Annotated in this window: 15 protein-coding genes; 11 read left to right on the top strand and 4 right to left on the bottom strand. The window is 68.9% G+C overall.

Going from position 1 to position 13,860, the window contains the following annotated elements:
* The first annotated feature begins 121 nt into the window (after positions 1-121).
* Complete coding sequence (locus tag D1604_RS11225) at positions 122-799, top strand: aspartate/glutamate racemase family protein (protein ID WP_119413347.1); 678 nt, start codon at positions 122-124, stop codon at positions 797-799.
* 3 nt (positions 800-802) lie between these two features.
* On the opposite strand, the gene D1604_RS11220 is transcribed toward D1604_RS11225, so the two are convergent.
* Entirely contained in the window at positions 803-1,087 is a 285-nt protein-coding gene (locus D1604_RS11220; RefSeq protein ID WP_024354543.1) for a hypothetical protein, read from the bottom strand.
* Positions 1,088-1,181: 94 nt separating this feature from the next.
* Here D1604_RS11220 and D1604_RS11215 point away from each other — a divergent pair, with 94 nt between their 5' ends.
* The 3 genes from D1604_RS11215 to D1604_RS11205 are packed head-to-tail and all read left to right on the top strand — an operon-like array spanning position 1,182 to position 2,949.
* Complete coding sequence (locus tag D1604_RS11215) at positions 1,182-1,952, top strand: ribonuclease T2 family protein (RefSeq protein WP_119413346.1); 771 nt, start codon at positions 1,182-1,184, stop codon at positions 1,950-1,952.
* Between the two features lie 46 nt (positions 1,953-1,998).
* A complete protein-coding gene (locus D1604_RS11210) occupies positions 1,999-2,382 on the top strand; it encodes a hypothetical protein (RefSeq protein WP_119413345.1) in 384 nt (127 codons plus the stop codon).
* A 21-nt stretch (positions 2,383-2,403) separates the two neighbouring features.
* Entirely contained in the window at positions 2,404-2,949 is a 546-nt protein-coding gene (locus tag D1604_RS11205) for a hypothetical protein (protein WP_119413344.1), read from the top strand.
* Positions 2,950-2,966: 17 nt separating this feature from the next.
* On the opposite strand, the gene D1604_RS11200 is transcribed toward D1604_RS11205, so the two are convergent.
* From D1604_RS11200 to D1604_RS11190, 3 genes are all read right to left on the bottom strand, one after another.
* A complete protein-coding gene (locus tag D1604_RS11200; RefSeq protein WP_119413343.1) occupies positions 2,967-4,022 on the bottom strand; it encodes a hypothetical protein in 1,056 nt (351 codons plus the stop codon).
* 92 nt (positions 4,023-4,114) lie between these two features.
* Positions 4,115-4,882 (bottom strand): ABC transporter permease, encoded by a 768-nt coding sequence (locus D1604_RS11195; RefSeq protein WP_119413342.1) that lies wholly within the window; start codon positions 4,880-4,882, stop codon positions 4,115-4,117.
* Positions 4,882-5,817, bottom strand: a complete 936-nt coding sequence (locus D1604_RS11190) for an ABC transporter ATP-binding protein (RefSeq protein WP_119413341.1) — start codon at positions 5,815-5,817, stop codon at positions 4,882-4,884. Before D1604_RS11190 ends, D1604_RS11195 begins: the two co-directional genes overlap by 1 nt.
* Positions 5,818-5,926: 109 nt before the next feature.
* Between D1604_RS11190 and D1604_RS11185 the strand changes: the two genes are divergently transcribed.
* From D1604_RS11185 to D1604_RS11155, 7 genes are all read left to right on the top strand, one after another.
* A complete protein-coding gene (locus tag D1604_RS11185) occupies positions 5,927-7,258 on the top strand; it encodes a PQQ-dependent sugar dehydrogenase (RefSeq protein WP_119413340.1) in 1,332 nt (443 codons plus the stop codon).
* A 259-nt stretch (positions 7,259-7,517) separates the two neighbouring features.
* The gene (locus D1604_RS11180; protein WP_119413339.1) at positions 7,518-9,317 is read left to right on the top strand and encodes a long-chain-acyl-CoA synthetase; all 1,800 of its coding nucleotides are present in this window, start codon (positions 7,518-7,520) and stop codon (positions 9,315-9,317) included.
* 320 nt (positions 9,318-9,637) lie between these two features.
* The gene (gene motA / locus D1604_RS11175) at positions 9,638-10,507 is read left to right on the top strand and encodes a flagellar motor stator protein MotA (protein ID WP_003170169.1); all 870 of its coding nucleotides are present in this window, start codon (positions 9,638-9,640) and stop codon (positions 10,505-10,507) included.
* Between the two features lie 96 nt (positions 10,508-10,603).
* On the top strand, positions 10,604-10,936 hold the full coding sequence (locus D1604_RS11170; protein WP_119413338.1) for a hypothetical protein: 333 nt from the start codon (positions 10,604-10,606) through the stop codon (positions 10,934-10,936).
* A gap of 151 nt (positions 10,937-11,087) precedes the next feature.
* Entirely contained in the window at positions 11,088-11,354 is a 267-nt protein-coding gene (locus tag D1604_RS11165) for a hypothetical protein (RefSeq protein WP_024354532.1), read from the top strand.
* 144 nt (positions 11,355-11,498) lie between these two features.
* A complete protein-coding gene (gene mnmC, locus D1604_RS11160; protein ID WP_119413337.1) occupies positions 11,499-13,325 on the top strand; it encodes an FAD-dependent 5-carboxymethylaminomethyl-2-thiouridine(34) oxidoreductase MnmC in 1,827 nt (608 codons plus the stop codon).
* 30 nt (positions 13,326-13,355) lie between these two features.
* The gene (locus D1604_RS11155) at positions 13,356-13,847 is read left to right on the top strand and encodes a DUF6491 family protein (RefSeq protein ID WP_119413336.1); all 492 of its coding nucleotides are present in this window, start codon (positions 13,356-13,358) and stop codon (positions 13,845-13,847) included.
* The last annotated feature ends 13 nt before the right edge of the window (positions 13,848-13,860 follow it).

Here is a 13,860-nt window from a genome sequence, read left to right as displayed (position 1 = left end):
AGATGAGTAAAACTGCGAACCATAGGTTTTGAAGCTTTAGTTTGCGCAGGCGGGCTTTACCTCCAACGCCTTCCGGCCGCATGAGAGCCGCCTGAAGCGGACGCGCCGCCGGGAGATCGAGATGAGCCGTATTCTGGGCGTTCTGGGCGGGATGGGACCGGCGGCGAGCGTGGCCTTTCTGGCGCGGGTGCAGGCCCTGACCCCGGCAGCGGGCGACGAGGACCATGTGCGGGTCATCGCCGACATCAATCCTCAGGTGCCCAATCGCCATACCCAGCCCGAGGCGGCGGGACAGGCGCTGGGACAGATGGCGCAGGCGCTGAAGACGGCAGGGGCGCAGGTGCTGGCCATGCCGTGCAATACGGCCCACGCCCATGCCGACGCCATCCGCGCGGCGGGCCTGCCCTTCATCGACATGGTGGCGGAAACGGCCAGGGCGGCGGCCGGGACCGGGGCGCGGCGGGTCGGGGTGCTGGCCACGCCGGGCGGGATGCGGCTTTACGCCGGGGCTCTGGACGCCGAAGGACTGGGCGCCGAGGGGCTGGCGATGGTCGCCCCCTCCCCCGCCGAACAGGAGCGGTTCATGCAGGTCGTGTTCGCGGTAAAGGCGGGCGACGTCGGCCCCAGACAGCGGGCGGCCATGCGCGATCTGGCGCAGGCCCTGATCGCGGCAGGCGCCGAGGCGGTGATCGGCGGTTGCACCGAGGTGCCGCTGCTGCTGGATCAGGCGGACATCAAAGCTCCCCTGATCGATTCCGCCGAGGTGCTGGCGCAGGCCTGCGTCGTCGCCTGTCGATAGGGATCAGGTCTCCGACTTCTTGCCCATCAGGGGCGACAGCAGGCTGTTGACCTCGTCCATCTGGCCGTGGCCCTGGGCGGCGCGATGCTCGAGCTCTGCGGCGCGGCGCTCCAACTCGCGGGCGCGTTCGGCGCGCGGGTCGCTCTCGGCCACGGCGTGAAGGGCCGGGCGGCGCGATTCCAGTTCGGCGATCAGTTCGTCGAACCGCGCCTGATTCATGTTTTCGCCTTGTTCAAACAGGGCGATGGCCTCTTCCAGAGCGGCTTCAAAGGCGTCTTGATCGGGCATGGGCCTCATCCTCTTATGCTTACGCTTATCAATGGCCGGGGCCGTGCGCGGGTTCCGCCTTGGCCGGTGATCACGCAGGGTTTACGGGTAGGCCATGCGCATTCCCTTCGCCCTCGCCGCCCTGACGCTCCTGCTGGGCGCGTGCACCGTCTCGACCGGCGCCGAGCCTGGGCCGACCCAGGTCGCGGGCGCCGTCTGCGACGTGCCGGACGATTTGCGCCCGGCCCGCCCCTATCGCATCCCGCAGGACGAGGTCGCCGCCGACGTGGCCGTGGCCTTCAACATGCTGGCGGTCAGTTGGTCGCCGCAGGCGTGCCGCAGCGGCAAGGACTATCCCGACGCCCGCTATCAGTGCGCGGCCAATCAGTTCGGCCTAACCCTGCACGGGCTGTGGCCCAACGGCGCGGACAACAGACACCCGCGCTATTGCGCCGCGCCCGGCCCGGCCATTCCGGTCGAAACGGTGCGCCAGCATTTCTGCATGATCCCCTCGCCTAGCCTGCAACAGCACGAATGGGCGGCGCATGGCACCTGCGGCTGGGACAGTCCCGAGGCCTATTTCGCGCAGGCCGCGAAGATGTGGGACGGTCTGAACAAGCCGGACCTGGAGGCCATTCCGGCCCAGCGCCTGACCGCCGGGGCCATCCGCGACGCCTTCGTCGCGGCCAATCCGGGCTTCCCGCGCGAGGGCGTGTTCATCGCCACCACCGACGGCTGGTTCCGCGAGGCGCGGCTCTGCTACTCCAAGGACTATCGGCCGATGCGCTGCCCGCGCGGTCTGGGCGCGCCGGATCGCGAGCGGCTGAAGCTGGCGCCGAAGGGCGTTCAGCAGGACGCGCAACGGGGCGTGCAAACGACCGGTTAACCAGAACAGGGTCAGGCTGCGGATCGCTGTTTCGTCCGAGGCCGTCATGTCGACCATGCTGACCCAGTCCCGCCGCCGCTCCAGCGACCACTTCATGCCCGAGGACATGGAGCCGCAGGAGCAACGCCGCCTGCGCGGCCTGCTGGATCAGATCGACTACGCCGCCTATGTCGCCAACCGCGAACTGATCGGTCATGCGCTGAGCCAGGTCGACGTCGCCGCCTTCCAGAAGCTGGCCGTGCTGACGGCGCAGGCGCGGGCGCGATGGGGCGCCGAGGCCGTGCGTCTGGCCGAATCCGGCGCCCCGGCGACGCCCGATCAGGTCGCCCGCCTGACCGCCGCCCGCACCGCCTATGACGAACTGAGCGAGGCCTATGACGGCCTGCGCCGGATGGTGGAACGCGGGTATCTTCTCTTGCGCCAAGCGTGACCGTTCCCCTTATCGAGGGGTATGAAACGTCTGATCCCCCTGGCAGCGGCGGCGCTGCTTCTGTCCGGTTGCGGTTCTCAGGGTCGCGCTGACGCCGCGCCAGCCACTCAGGCCGACAATCCGGCGCTGACCGCCCTGTTCAACGCCGATCAGAAGGCGCGTCAGGACCATCGTCTCGACCTGCTGGAGGGCATGGCCGACGCCGAACGTCTGGCCGAGACCCGAGCCATGCTGGAGCGCGGCGAGATCCGATCCGGTGCCGACTACTTCCACGCGGCTTTTATTTTCCACCACAGCCGTGAGACGGACGACATCCTGAAGGCCCATGTGTTGGCGACCGCCGCCCTGGCCCAGGGATACCAGGACGCCGCCTGGATCGCGGCGGCCAGCCTGGACCGCTATCTGCAGGGCGCGGGGCGACCACAGATTTACGGAACTCAGTACATCCAGATGGGCGCCGAGACGACGCGCGGCGCCTTTGATCCCGACTTCATGCCCGACAGCGTCCGCCGCGACACTCGTGTGCCGCCGCTGGCCGAACAGACGGCGCCGCCGCTGTCGCGCTGATCAGTCCAGCTTCTTTTTCAGTCCAGCTTCTGGGGCCGGGTGACGATCGGAGCGTTGGGGTCGGTCTGGGCCGGGCGGGCCTGGGTCGGGGGCGGGCCCTCGGCCTGCACCGGAGCGTCCGGCTGGACCGCAGACGGCGCAGGCGCGGCAGACGGCGCTGGCGCGGCAGGCGGCGTCACCACGATCGGCGCAGGCGTGGCGGCGGGCGGCTGAGCCGTGGGCGCAGGGATGGCGGACGACGGAGCAGAGGGCGCAGGCGCTCTTGTCGTCGGGCGAACCGGGACCGGCGCCGGACGCACGGGCGCGGGGCTGGCGTTGCGCGAGGGCGCGGGCGCAAGGGCGGCGGGCGCCTCGGCGACGCTCGGCGCGGGCGCGGGCGTTTCGAGCGGAGCGGCGGGGGTTTCGATCACCGGCGCTGGCGCAGCGGGTGCAGGCGAAGCCGCGTCCTGAGCGCCGGAGCGGGCCAGCAGCCAGACCGCCACGGGAACCAGAACGGCTGCAGCCGCGACGCCGACATAGAGCGGCCAGCGCGAGCGCGGCTTGCTCGAAGACGAGGCCAGCGGCGCAGCGACAGGCTCGACCGGTTGGGGCGCTGCGGGCTGCGGCGCGGAAGACGGCGCAGAGGCTGCGAACGGCGGGGCTGCGAGCGGCGGGGCGGCGGGCGTCGGTTGAGCGACCGCCTCAGGCGCCGGACGCGGCGCGGGCGGCGGGGTCGGTCGGGCGGCCACGCTGGGCTGAGGCGCGGCAGGTTGGGGCGCGGGGGGCTGTGGAGCGGCGGTCGGCGCAGGCTGGCGGCGCGGCACCATCGAGCCGCCGAAGACGCCCGATGGGCGCGACGCGGACAGCGGTGCTGCTGGCGCAGACCTGGGCGGCGTCTGCTGGGTAGGCTGGGGCTGGGGCTGGGCGGGCCTTGGCTGCGCCGGTTTGGGATGCGGCGGCATGGCGGTCAGGCGCGCCAGGCCTTCGTCGCGCGGCAGGGGGCCGACGTGGAAGGCGGCCTGGGGCGGGCGGCCCCAGGTGATCTGGCCCCGGCGGAAGGGCGCGGACTGGGTCTTGTCGTCGGCGTCGGACATTCGGTCTCCGGCGCTCAGGCGAGCGCGCATCAGGTCGAAAAGGCGATAGAGGGCCAGGACGGTGAGCGCCGAGTTCGGCGCTTTCGTGGCCTTCAGTTCTTCAGACGATAGCCGGTCTTGAAGATCCAGCCCACCACCGCCAGACAGGCGAAGAAGAAGCCCAGCGTGGCCAGCAGGCTGACCTGAACGCTGACGTCGCCCACGCCGTAGAAGGCCCAGCGGAAACCCGAGATCAGATAGACCACCGGGTTGAACAGGGCGAGCGTGCGCCAGCCCTCGGGCAGCATCTCGATCGAATAGAAGGCGCCGCCCAGGAAGGTCAGGGGCGTGACGATCAGCATGGGAATGAACTGGAGCTGCTCGAAATTCTGCGCCCAGACCCCGATGATGAAGCCGAACAGGGCGAAGGTGGTCGAGATCAGGATCAGGAAGGCCAGCATCCAGAACGGGTGCAATATCTGCAGCGGCACGAAGAAGGCCGCCGTGGCCAGGATGATCAGGCCCAGGATCGCCGATTTGGTCGCCGCCGCCCCGACATAGGCCAGCACGATCTCCAGCGGCGAGACGGGCGCGGACAGGATCTCGTAGATCGTCCCGGTGAACTTGGGGAAGTAGATGCCGAAGGAGGCGTTGAAGATCGACTGAGTGAACAGGCTGAGCATGATCAGCCCCGGCACGATGAAGGCGCCGTAGGGGACGCCGTCCACCTCGGTCATGCGGCTGCCGATGGCGCCGCCGAAGACGACGAAATAGAGCGACGTCGTGATGACCGGCGTCACCAGCGACTGCCACAGGGTGCGCAGGGCCCGCGCCATCTCGAAGCGGTAGATGGCCCAGACTCCGTAACCATTGAAGCTCATCACGCGGCCTCCCGATCCTGATGGACCAGGTCGACGAAGATGTCTTCGAGCGAGCTCTGGCGGGTGCTGAGATCCTTGAAGCCGATGCCGAGGTCCGACAGGCGGCGCATCAGGGACGGGACGCCGGTGCGCTCGGCGTTGGAATCGAAGACGTATTCGATCTCGCCGCCGTCATTCTTGAGCGTCAGAGACCAGTCGGCCAATTCGGGCGGCAGGGCGGCCAGCGGCTCCTGCAGGTTCAGGGTCAGGGTCTTGCGACCCAGCTTCTGCATCAGGTCGGCGGTCTTCTCGACCAGGATCAACTCGCCCTTGAGGATGACGCCGACGCGATCGGCCATCTCCTCGGCTTCCTCGATGTAGTGGGTCGTCAGGATGATGGTCACGCCGCGATCGCGCAGCCGGCGCACCAGGGCCCACATATCGCGGCGCAGTTCGACGTCGACGCCCGCCGTCGGCTCGTCCAGGAAGAGGATGTCCGGTTCGTGGCTCAGGGCCTTGGCGATCATGACGCGGCGCTTCATCCCGCCGGACAGGGTCATGATCTTGGCGTCCTTCTTGTCCCACAGGGAAAGGTCGCGAAGGATCTGTTCGACATGGGCCGGGTTCGGCGCCTTGCCGAACAGGCCCCGGCTGAAGGTGACGGTGGCCCAGACGGTCTCGAAGGCGTCGGTCGTCAGCTCCTGCGGCACCAGGCCGATGCGGGTGCGGGCGGCGCGGTAGTCGGACTGGATGTCGTGGCCGTCGGCGATGATGGTTCCGCTGGACGGGGTGACGATGCCGCAGACGATGGAGATCATCGTCGTCTTGCCCGCCCCGTTCGGCCCCAGAAGAGCGAAGATTTCGCCCTTCTCGATCTCCAGATCGACACGCTTGAGGGCCTGATGGCCGGACTTGTAGGTCTTGGTCAGACCTTCGATGGAAATGACGGCTGGCATGGAGCCCCTCCCGGCTTCGGGGATGGCAGATAGGCAGGGCGCCCCGCCCGCTCAAGGGGGACGCCCTTTCTCGCGCGAAACGGCGTATGATGAAGGGCAATCGTTCAGGATGTCCGTCATGTCTGTTCGCCCCCTCTTCCTCGCCCTGCCTCTCGTCGCCGCACTCGCCCTCGCGGCCTGCGAGACCGAAAGCGTGCTGCCGGAAACGGACGGGTTCGGCGCCGCGCCCAACCTGCCCGCGCCGCAGCCGCAAAGCGTGCCGATGGTGAAGATCGCCCCCGCCGTCGGCTGGCCGCAGGGACGCACGCCCGTTGCAGCGTCGGGACTGACGGTGAACGCCTTTGCGACCGGGCTGGATCATCCGCGCTGGCTCTATGTCCTGCCCAACGGCGACGTGCTGGTCGCCGAGTCCCAGGGGCCCGCCAAGCCGAAGGCGAAGAAGGGCGGCCTGCGCGGCTGGATCGAGGGGCTGGTGATGGCGCGCGCCGGGTCGGGCGACCGGCCCAGCGCCGACCGCATCAGCCTGTTGCGCGACGCCGACGGCGACGGGACGGCGGAGACGAAGACGGTCTTTCTGAGCGGCCTGACCTCGCCCTTCGGCATGGCCCTGGTCGGAGAGACGTTTTACGTCGCCAACGCCGACGCCGTGGTCAAAGTCCCCTATCGGACGGGACAGACGCGCATCGAGGCGGCGCCGGTCAAGGTCGCGGACCTGCCCGCCGGGCGCAACCACCACTGGACCAAGAGTCTGGTCGCCTCGGCCGACGGGACCAAGCTCTATGTCGGGGTCGGCTCCAACTCCAACATCGGCGAGAACGGGTTGGACGAGGAGGTCGACCGCGCCGCCATCCTGGAGATCGACGTCGCGACAGGCGCGCGGCGGGTCTTCGCCTCGGGGCTGAGAAACCCCGTCGGCCTGGCCTGGAACCCGCAGGACGGGCGGCTTTGGACCTCGGTCAATGAGCGCGACGCCCTGGGGAACGATCTGGTCCCCGACTATATGACCTCGGTGACGGCGGGCGGCTTCTACGGCTGGCCGTGGAGCTATTACGGCCAGACCGTCGATGCGCGGGTGACGCCCGCCCGGCCCGACATGGTCGCCAGGGCGATCCGGCCCGACTACGCCCTGGGGGCGCACACAGCCTCGCTGGGCCTGACCTTCTATACAGGCGACCTGCTGCCGAAGTGGCGCAATGGGGCGATCATCGGCCAGCACGGCTCGTGGAACCGCAACCCGCCGTCCGGGTACAAGGTCATCTTCGTCCCCTTCCGCGACGGGCGGCCGGACGGGCCGCCGCAGGACGTGCTGACCGGCTTCCGCAATCAACAGGGCGAGGCGATGGGGCGGCCGGTGGGGGTCGCCGTAGACGGCCGCGGCGCCCTGCTGGTCGCCGACGACGTGGGCGACGCCGTCTGGCGCGTGAGCCCTGCCGCACGCTGAGATGCGAAACAGACCTTCGTCAGTCATGGCGGCCGGCGACGGATTTCATCTGTAGACGATCCGGTGTGAACGCGTCCGTCATTGATGGATCAGATTGACGTTACGTCGCCCTTCGACTTGACCTTACGTCATTGAAAACGGCGCGAAAGCTTGCCTTTTTGTCGAATGGCCCCGCCTGCGTCTCCGCCGCCGGTTGACCCGCCGCTCCGCGCCGTTCATCACCCTTGGTAAAGGCAAATCGGGAAGAGGCGGCGCACCCATGGGACTGGCGGCAAACATCCGGCGTGACATCAAGTTCGCGAGCGGGCTGTTCCGGCTTCTGAAGCGCATCAAGCCCATCACCCTCGACAGCGACGTCCTGGCCTGTGACGACATCGAGGAGGCGGTCGACAGGTTCGGCCCCAACATCGCCGTCGAGGACGAGACCCGCAAACTGACCTATCGCGAGTTCGAGGCCCTGGCGAACCGCTACGCCAACTGGGCCAAGAGCCGCAATCTGAAGCGCAGCGACGTCATCGCCCTGGTGATGCACAATCGCGTGGAATATGTCGCGGCCTGGTTCGGCTTCTCCAAGGTCGGGGTGGCCACCGCCCTGATCAACAACAATCTGACCGGCGCGGCTCTGGCCCACTGCCTGACCATTTCGACCGCCTTCAACGTGGTGACGGACGAGGACTGCTGGCAGGCGGTCGAGGACGCGCGCGGCCTGGTCGACCGCAACCTGATGATCTGGGTTCACGGTCTGGGCGAGGAGAACGAGACCAACGGCCGCCGCGATCTGGACAACGCCGTGCGCAGCGCCTCCTCGGTGCGACCCGACCGCTCGCTGCGTCAGAGCATGACCAACCGCGACACGGCCCTGTACATCTACACCTCGGGCACCACGGGCCTGCCCAAGGCGGCGCGGATGCCGCATTCGCGGGTGCGGACCTATATGCGCGCCTTCGCGGGGGCCACGGCCTCGACGCCCAAGGACGTGCTGTTCAACGTCCTACCGCTGTATCACTCGACCGGCGGGCTGGTCGGCGTCGGCTCGGTGCTGTTGAACGGCGGGCGGATGGTGACGCGACGGCGCTTCTCGGCCACCCATTTCTGGCCCGACGTGAAGGCGACGGGCGCAACGATGTTCGTCTATATCGGCGAGCTGTGCCGCTATCTGGTCAACAGCCCCGAGACCCCCGACGAGCGGGATCACAAGCTGCGGCTGGCCTTCGGCAACGGCCTGCGCCCCGATGTCTGGCCCGAGTTCCAGAGCCGGTTCCGCATCAAGGATATTCTGGAATTCTACGGCTCGACCGAGGGCAACGTCTCCCTTTTCAACTTCGACGGCAAGGCGGGCGCCATCGGCCGTGTGCCGAGCTATCTGAAGTCGCAGATCAACATCCGCCTGATCGCGCTGGACCCGGAGACGGGCGAGCCCCTGCGCGGACCGAACGGCCAGTGCGTTCCCGTCGCCGTCGGCGAGACCGGCGAAGCCATCGGCCAGATCGGCAGCGACATCCGCCACGACTTCTCGGGCTACGCCGACAAGAAGGCGTCCGAGAAGAAGATCCTGACCGATGTGTTCAAGAAGGGCGACCGCTGGTTCCGCACCGGCGACCTGATGCGCCAGGACCGGCAGGGCTACCTCTATTTCATGGACCGGCTGGGCGACACCTACCGCTGGAAGGGCGAGAACGTCTCGACCGCCGAGGTCGAGCAGCGCCTGTCCGAGGCGCCGGGCGTGCAGGAGGTCATCGCCTATGGCGTCGAGGTGCCGGGCCAGGAGGGCAAGGCGGGCATGGTCGGCCTGGTGCTGGACGAGAAGTTCGACGCCGCCGCCTTCGCCGCCTGGACCGACGAGCAACTACCGACCTATGCGCGGCCGGTGTTCGTGCGGATGCTGAAGTCGGCCGACACCACCGGGACGTTCAAATACCGCAAGGTCGATCTGGTCGCCGACGGCTTCGACCCGGAAAAGGTCGACGGCGCCGTCTATGTGCGCGGCGGCAAGGCCGGCTATCAGAAGCTGACCGCCAAGGCGCGCGAGAACATCCTCAGCGGCGCGACGCGGCTTTAAGCACCGAGCCCCTCTCCTGTTGGGAGAGGGCTTGAGCCTCCAAGAGCCGAAGGCGATTGGCCAAGGCGAAAGGGTGAGGGTTCGCCGGTTGAGGTCGGCCGAAGGCCGCCAGCGCGACGGCTGACGCCGACTGACAGGACAAGCCCCTCACCCTTTCGCGCAAAGAACGATCGCTTCGCTCTCGTGCGCTCAAGCCCTCTCCCGCCGGGAGAGGGTTTCTGTTGTTTTTGTGCCGAACCGGGATTCCCGAAACGCGCCCTTAAGCATTAACCGCGATAAGGGCGTCCTGACCCATCGGCTGCAGGACGCACGCTCGCCCCATGTTCCAGATCATCGGCATCGTCATGCTGTTCGCCATGGTGTTCGGCAGCTTCCTGCTGCACGGCGGCAAGATGGCGACCATCCTCTATTCGCTGCCCTATGAGCTGATGGCGATCTTCGGGGCGGGCATCGCGGCCTTCCTGATTTCCAACAGCCTGCCGGTGATCAAGGCCACCCTGGGCGGGCTGGGCAAATGCTTCGCCGGGCCGAAGTGGAAGAAGCAGGACTACAAGGATCTGCTGAGCCTGCTGTTCCAGCTGACCAAGACGATGAAGTCCAAGGGCGTGATCGCCCTGGAAAGCCACATCGAAAAGCCGGCCGAGAGCACCATCTTCCAGAAGTATCCCAAGGTGCTGAAGGACCACTTCGCCACCGACTTCATCTGCGACACCCTGCGGATGATGACCATGAACCTCGAAGATCCGCATCAGATCGAGGACGCCATGGAAAAGCAGCTGGAGAAGCACCACCACGAGGCCCTGGCCCCGGCCCATGCCCTGCAGACCCTGGCCGACGGCCTGCCGGCGCTGGGCATCGTCGCGGCGGTGCTGGGCATCATCAAGACGATGGGCTCGATCACCGAACCGCCCGAGGTGCTGGGCGGCATGATCGGCGGCGCACTGGTCGGCACCTTCCTGGGCGTCTTCCTGGCCTATGGGCTGGTCGGGCCGTTCGCCTCGCGCCTGAACGCCATCGTCGAAGAGGAAGGCGCCTACTACAAGATCATCCAGTCGGTGCTGGTGGCCCACCTGCACGGCAATGCGGCCCAGATCTCGGTCGAGATCGGGCGCGGAGACATTCCCTCGACCGCCCAGCCGTCCTTCACCGAAATGGAAGAAGCCCTGGCCGCCGCGCCGATGGACGCCTGACGGGCGCCCGAAGCGACTTTCGGAACACAGAGCGTTCACGACGGTTCTCTGAAGATCACGGCTGCGTGCGCGGCCGTTTCTGAAAGGAGCCGTCCAATGCGACCGTCCTCAAGAGTCTTTCTGCCGAGCCTGAGCGCGCTGGGCGCAGTCCTGTTGCTGAGCGCCTGCAATGAGCGGGCGCCGGAAAAGGCCGAAGGCGTGGCCTCGCCCGCCGCCCAGTCCTCGCAGCCCGCCCAGCCCGCACAGCCCGCACAGCCGCCCGCGACGACGGCGTCTCCCGACACGATGTCGCCCGCCAATCCGCCGCCGGGCGACGGCGTTCCGGCCCCGACGCCGCCGACCTTGCCTCAGGATCCGGATGCCGCGCCCACGCCGCTTCCCAATGATCCGACGGATCCCACCAGGCCCCCTCCTCCGCACAGCGGCTGATGCGAGGAGTATCGGCGCATCGACAATCGAGATGCGCTCGCGACGTCTTCACGAACGCGTGAGAAATCGCTTGCGCTTATCCTCACGAAGCCGTTATCACTCCCTCAGCGAGGTTCATGGTCTCGCATTTACCTTCTGAAGGAAGAAAACTATGCGCATCACCGCTCTGATCGCCGCTTCGGCCGCCGCTCTGGCCCTGGCTGCTTGCCAACCCGCCGCCACCGACAAGGCTGAAGACGCCGCTGCCGACGCCACCGCCGCCGCCGACACCGCTGCCGACGCCGCTGCTACGGCCGACGCCGCCGCCACCGACGCTGCCGCCGCTGCTGGCGAAGCCGCTGGCGAAGCCGCCAAGGCCGCCGACGCTGCTGCTCCGGCCGCCGACGCCGCTGCTGCTCCGGCCGCTCCGGCTGCCTAAGACTTCACAGTCTTAAATCGCGGTCTCCGGACCGTGATGGAGAAAGGGATCGTCTTCGGACGGTCCCTTTTTTCTTGCCCCTAGTTCTGGCCCATAGCTCTGGCCCGCTTTCGCCCGGTCGCGCGGGTCGATAGACCGGCCGTCATGACCCATCCCGACGACATCGCGCCCGACGACGCCTCTCCGCAACTGGTGTGGGCCGAGGACGGCTCGCCCCGCTCGGGCCGATTCGGCGACGTCTACTTCTCCAAGGACGACGGGCTGGCCGAGACCCGCGCGGTCTTCCTGCAGGGCTGCGGACTGCCGGAGGCGTGGAGCGGGCGATCCGCCTTCACCGTAGGCGAGCTGGGTTTCGGCACCGGGCTGAACATCGTCGCCCTGCTGGACCTGTGGCGGCGGACGCGGCCCGAGAACGGGCGACTCAAGGTCTTCTCCATCGAAGGCTTCCCCCTGACGCGCGAAGAGGCGGCGCGGGCGCTGGCCGCCTGGCCGGAACTGGCCGAGACGGCGGCCGGGCTGCTGGCGGTCTGGCCCGCCGGGACGCCGGGGTTTCACCGGCTGGACCTGCCGCAGTGGGGAGCGACGATCGACCTGGCCGTCGGCGACGCGCGGTGGGCGCTGGAGCAGTGGTCGGGCGGCGCCGACACCTGGTTCCTGGATGGATTTTCGCCGGCGCTGAACCCCGGCATGTGGTCGCCCGAGATTCTGACCCTGGTCGCGACGCGCTCAGCGCCGGGCGCGCGGCTGGCCACCTTCACCGTCGCAGGAGCCGTGCGGCGCGGTCTGGCCGAGCACGGCTTTACGGTCGAGAAAAAGCCCGGCCACGGGCGCAAGCGCGAACGGCTGGAGGCGCGGATGGCGGGCGAGCCCCGGCCGGAACGCCCGGTCCACGTCGCCGTCGTCGGCGCCGGGATCGCCGGGGCGGCCGTCGCGCGCACCCTGATCGCCGAGGGCGCGCGCGTCACCGTCATCGAGGCCGAACGGGCGGGCGCGGGGGCCTCGGGCTTTCCCGCGTCGCTGGTCACGCCCCGGCTGGATGCGGGCGACGCCCTGATCGCCGGTTTCCATGCGCAGGCGCTGGAACGGGCGGGCAGCCTGTATCGCGCCCTGCCCGGCGCCGTGGTCGCCGAAGGGGTGCTGCAACTGGAGCAGACGCCGCGCGACCCCGTCCGCTTCGACAAGATCGCCGCTCAGGACCTGTGGCCCGAAGGGGCGATGCAGCGGCTGGACGCGGCCGCCTGTTCGCGACATCTGGGCGAGCCTACCGCGCGCGGCGGACTGATGATGGCGCAGGCGCTGGCGGTGCGCTCCGACGCCGTACTGGAGCCGTGGCTGGCGGGCGCAGAACGGGTCGCAGGGCGCGTGGCGCGGCTGGAGCCGCTGGCGGAGGGCTGGCGTGTTCGGGACGAAGACGACGCCGTGCTGATCGAGGCGGACGCCGTGGTGCTGGCGGCGGGCTGGGGGACGGCCCGGCTGGCGCCGGACCTGCCGCTGTCGCCCGTGGCCGGACAGGCGGACTGGATCGAAGACGAAACGCTGTCCGCCCCGAGCGTCCCAGCCGCCTGGGGCGGCTATGCCGCGCCGACCGGACGAGGAATGCTGTACGGCGCCACCCACGACCGGGGCGTCGAAGCGCCCGAGGCGTCCGACGAGGCCAGCGGCCGCAACCGGGCGACCCTCGGCGCCGCCCTGCCCCGATGCGCCGCGCGCGTGGACGCCGCGCCTGCCGAGGCGCGGGGACGACGCGTCGCCGTGCGCGCCACGACGCCCGACCGCCTGCCCCTGTGCGGCGAATGGCGCCCCGGCCTGTTCGTCCTGACCGGGATGGGATCGCGCGGCTTCTGCGTCGCGCCGCTGCTGGGCGAGCATCTGGCGGCCCTGGCGATGGGGCGGCCCTCGCCCCTGAGCGCCGAGGCGGCGCGTCGGCTGTCGGCGACCCGTTGGCTGACCGAAGGCGATAACGCGGTTTGAGCGAAACCAGCGGGCGCGCCCGGCGTTGTCGTGCATAACGCCACCGGCCTGGTTCAGACCGGGCGCACCGCCGTGATCGACTTCAACCGAGGCAGCGTCATGATCCTTCGTCTCGCTATGGCTCCGGCCCTTCTGGCCGCCAGCTTCACCATCGCCAGTTGCGCGCCGGTCAACGGTGGCGGCAGCGGCGGCCAGACCACCGCGAATACGACGGCGCGCCAGTGCATCTTCCAGCGCGACATTCGCAATTTCCGCGTCTCGAACGACGGGCGCAACGTCTATGTGCGCACGGGAATGAAGTCGGTCTATCAGTTGGAGACGCTTGGCGCCTGCCCGGACCTGGAGAATGCGCTGGCCATCGGCTTCAAGCCGAACGGCGGCCTGACCAGCCTGTGCGTGGGCGACTGGACCCGCATCGTCTCGGCGCCCCGCGACTTCGACAACACGCCGTGCAGCGTTCGTATAGTCAAGGGTCTGACCGACGCTGAAGTCGCCGCCCTGCCGGCGCGGGATCGCCCCTGACCCCCGTCCCTGA

This window comes from Brevundimonas sp. LPMIX5, from assembly GCF_003576505.1.
In the GTDB taxonomy this organism is placed as follows: Bacteria; Pseudomonadota; Alphaproteobacteria; order Caulobacterales; family Caulobacteraceae; genus Brevundimonas; species Brevundimonas naejangsanensis.
The sequence above is the reverse complement of the archived record's forward strand: the minus strand, read 5'-3'. Positions and strand labels throughout refer to the sequence as shown.

Coding starts and splice junctions, on each gene's coding strand:
- D1604_RS11225 (WP_119413347.1), top strand. CDS start 122: ATGAGCCGTATTCTGGGCGTTCTGGGCGGGATGGGACCGGCGGCGAGC.
- D1604_RS11220 (WP_024354543.1), bottom strand. CDS start 1,087: ATGCCCGATCAAGACGCCTTTGAAGCCGCTCTGGAAGAGGCCATCGCC.
- D1604_RS11215 (WP_119413346.1), top strand. CDS start 1,182: ATGCGCATTCCCTTCGCCCTCGCCGCCCTGACGCTCCTGCTGGGCGCG.
- D1604_RS11210 (WP_119413345.1), top strand. CDS start 1,999: ATGTCGACCATGCTGACCCAGTCCCGCCGCCGCTCCAGCGACCACTTC.
- D1604_RS11205 (WP_119413344.1), top strand. CDS start 2,404: ATGAAACGTCTGATCCCCCTGGCAGCGGCGGCGCTGCTTCTGTCCGGT.
- D1604_RS11200 (WP_119413343.1), bottom strand. CDS start 4,022: ATGTCCGACGCCGACGACAAGACCCAGTCCGCGCCCTTCCGCCGGGGC.
- D1604_RS11195 (WP_119413342.1), bottom strand. CDS start 4,882: ATGAGCTTCAATGGTTACGGAGTCTGGGCCATCTACCGCTTCGAGATG.
- D1604_RS11190 (WP_119413341.1), bottom strand. CDS start 5,817: ATGCCAGCCGTCATTTCCATCGAAGGTCTGACCAAGACCTACAAGTCC.
- D1604_RS11185 (WP_119413340.1), top strand. CDS start 5,927: ATGTCCGTCATGTCTGTTCGCCCCCTCTTCCTCGCCCTGCCTCTCGTC.
- D1604_RS11180 (WP_119413339.1), top strand. CDS start 7,518: ATGGGACTGGCGGCAAACATCCGGCGTGACATCAAGTTCGCGAGCGGG.
- motA (WP_003170169.1), top strand. CDS start 9,638: ATGTTCCAGATCATCGGCATCGTCATGCTGTTCGCCATGGTGTTCGGC.
- D1604_RS11170 (WP_119413338.1), top strand. CDS start 10,604: ATGCGACCGTCCTCAAGAGTCTTTCTGCCGAGCCTGAGCGCGCTGGGC.
- D1604_RS11165 (WP_024354532.1), top strand. CDS start 11,088: ATGCGCATCACCGCTCTGATCGCCGCTTCGGCCGCCGCTCTGGCCCTG.
- mnmC (WP_119413337.1), top strand. CDS start 11,499: ATGACCCATCCCGACGACATCGCGCCCGACGACGCCTCTCCGCAACTG.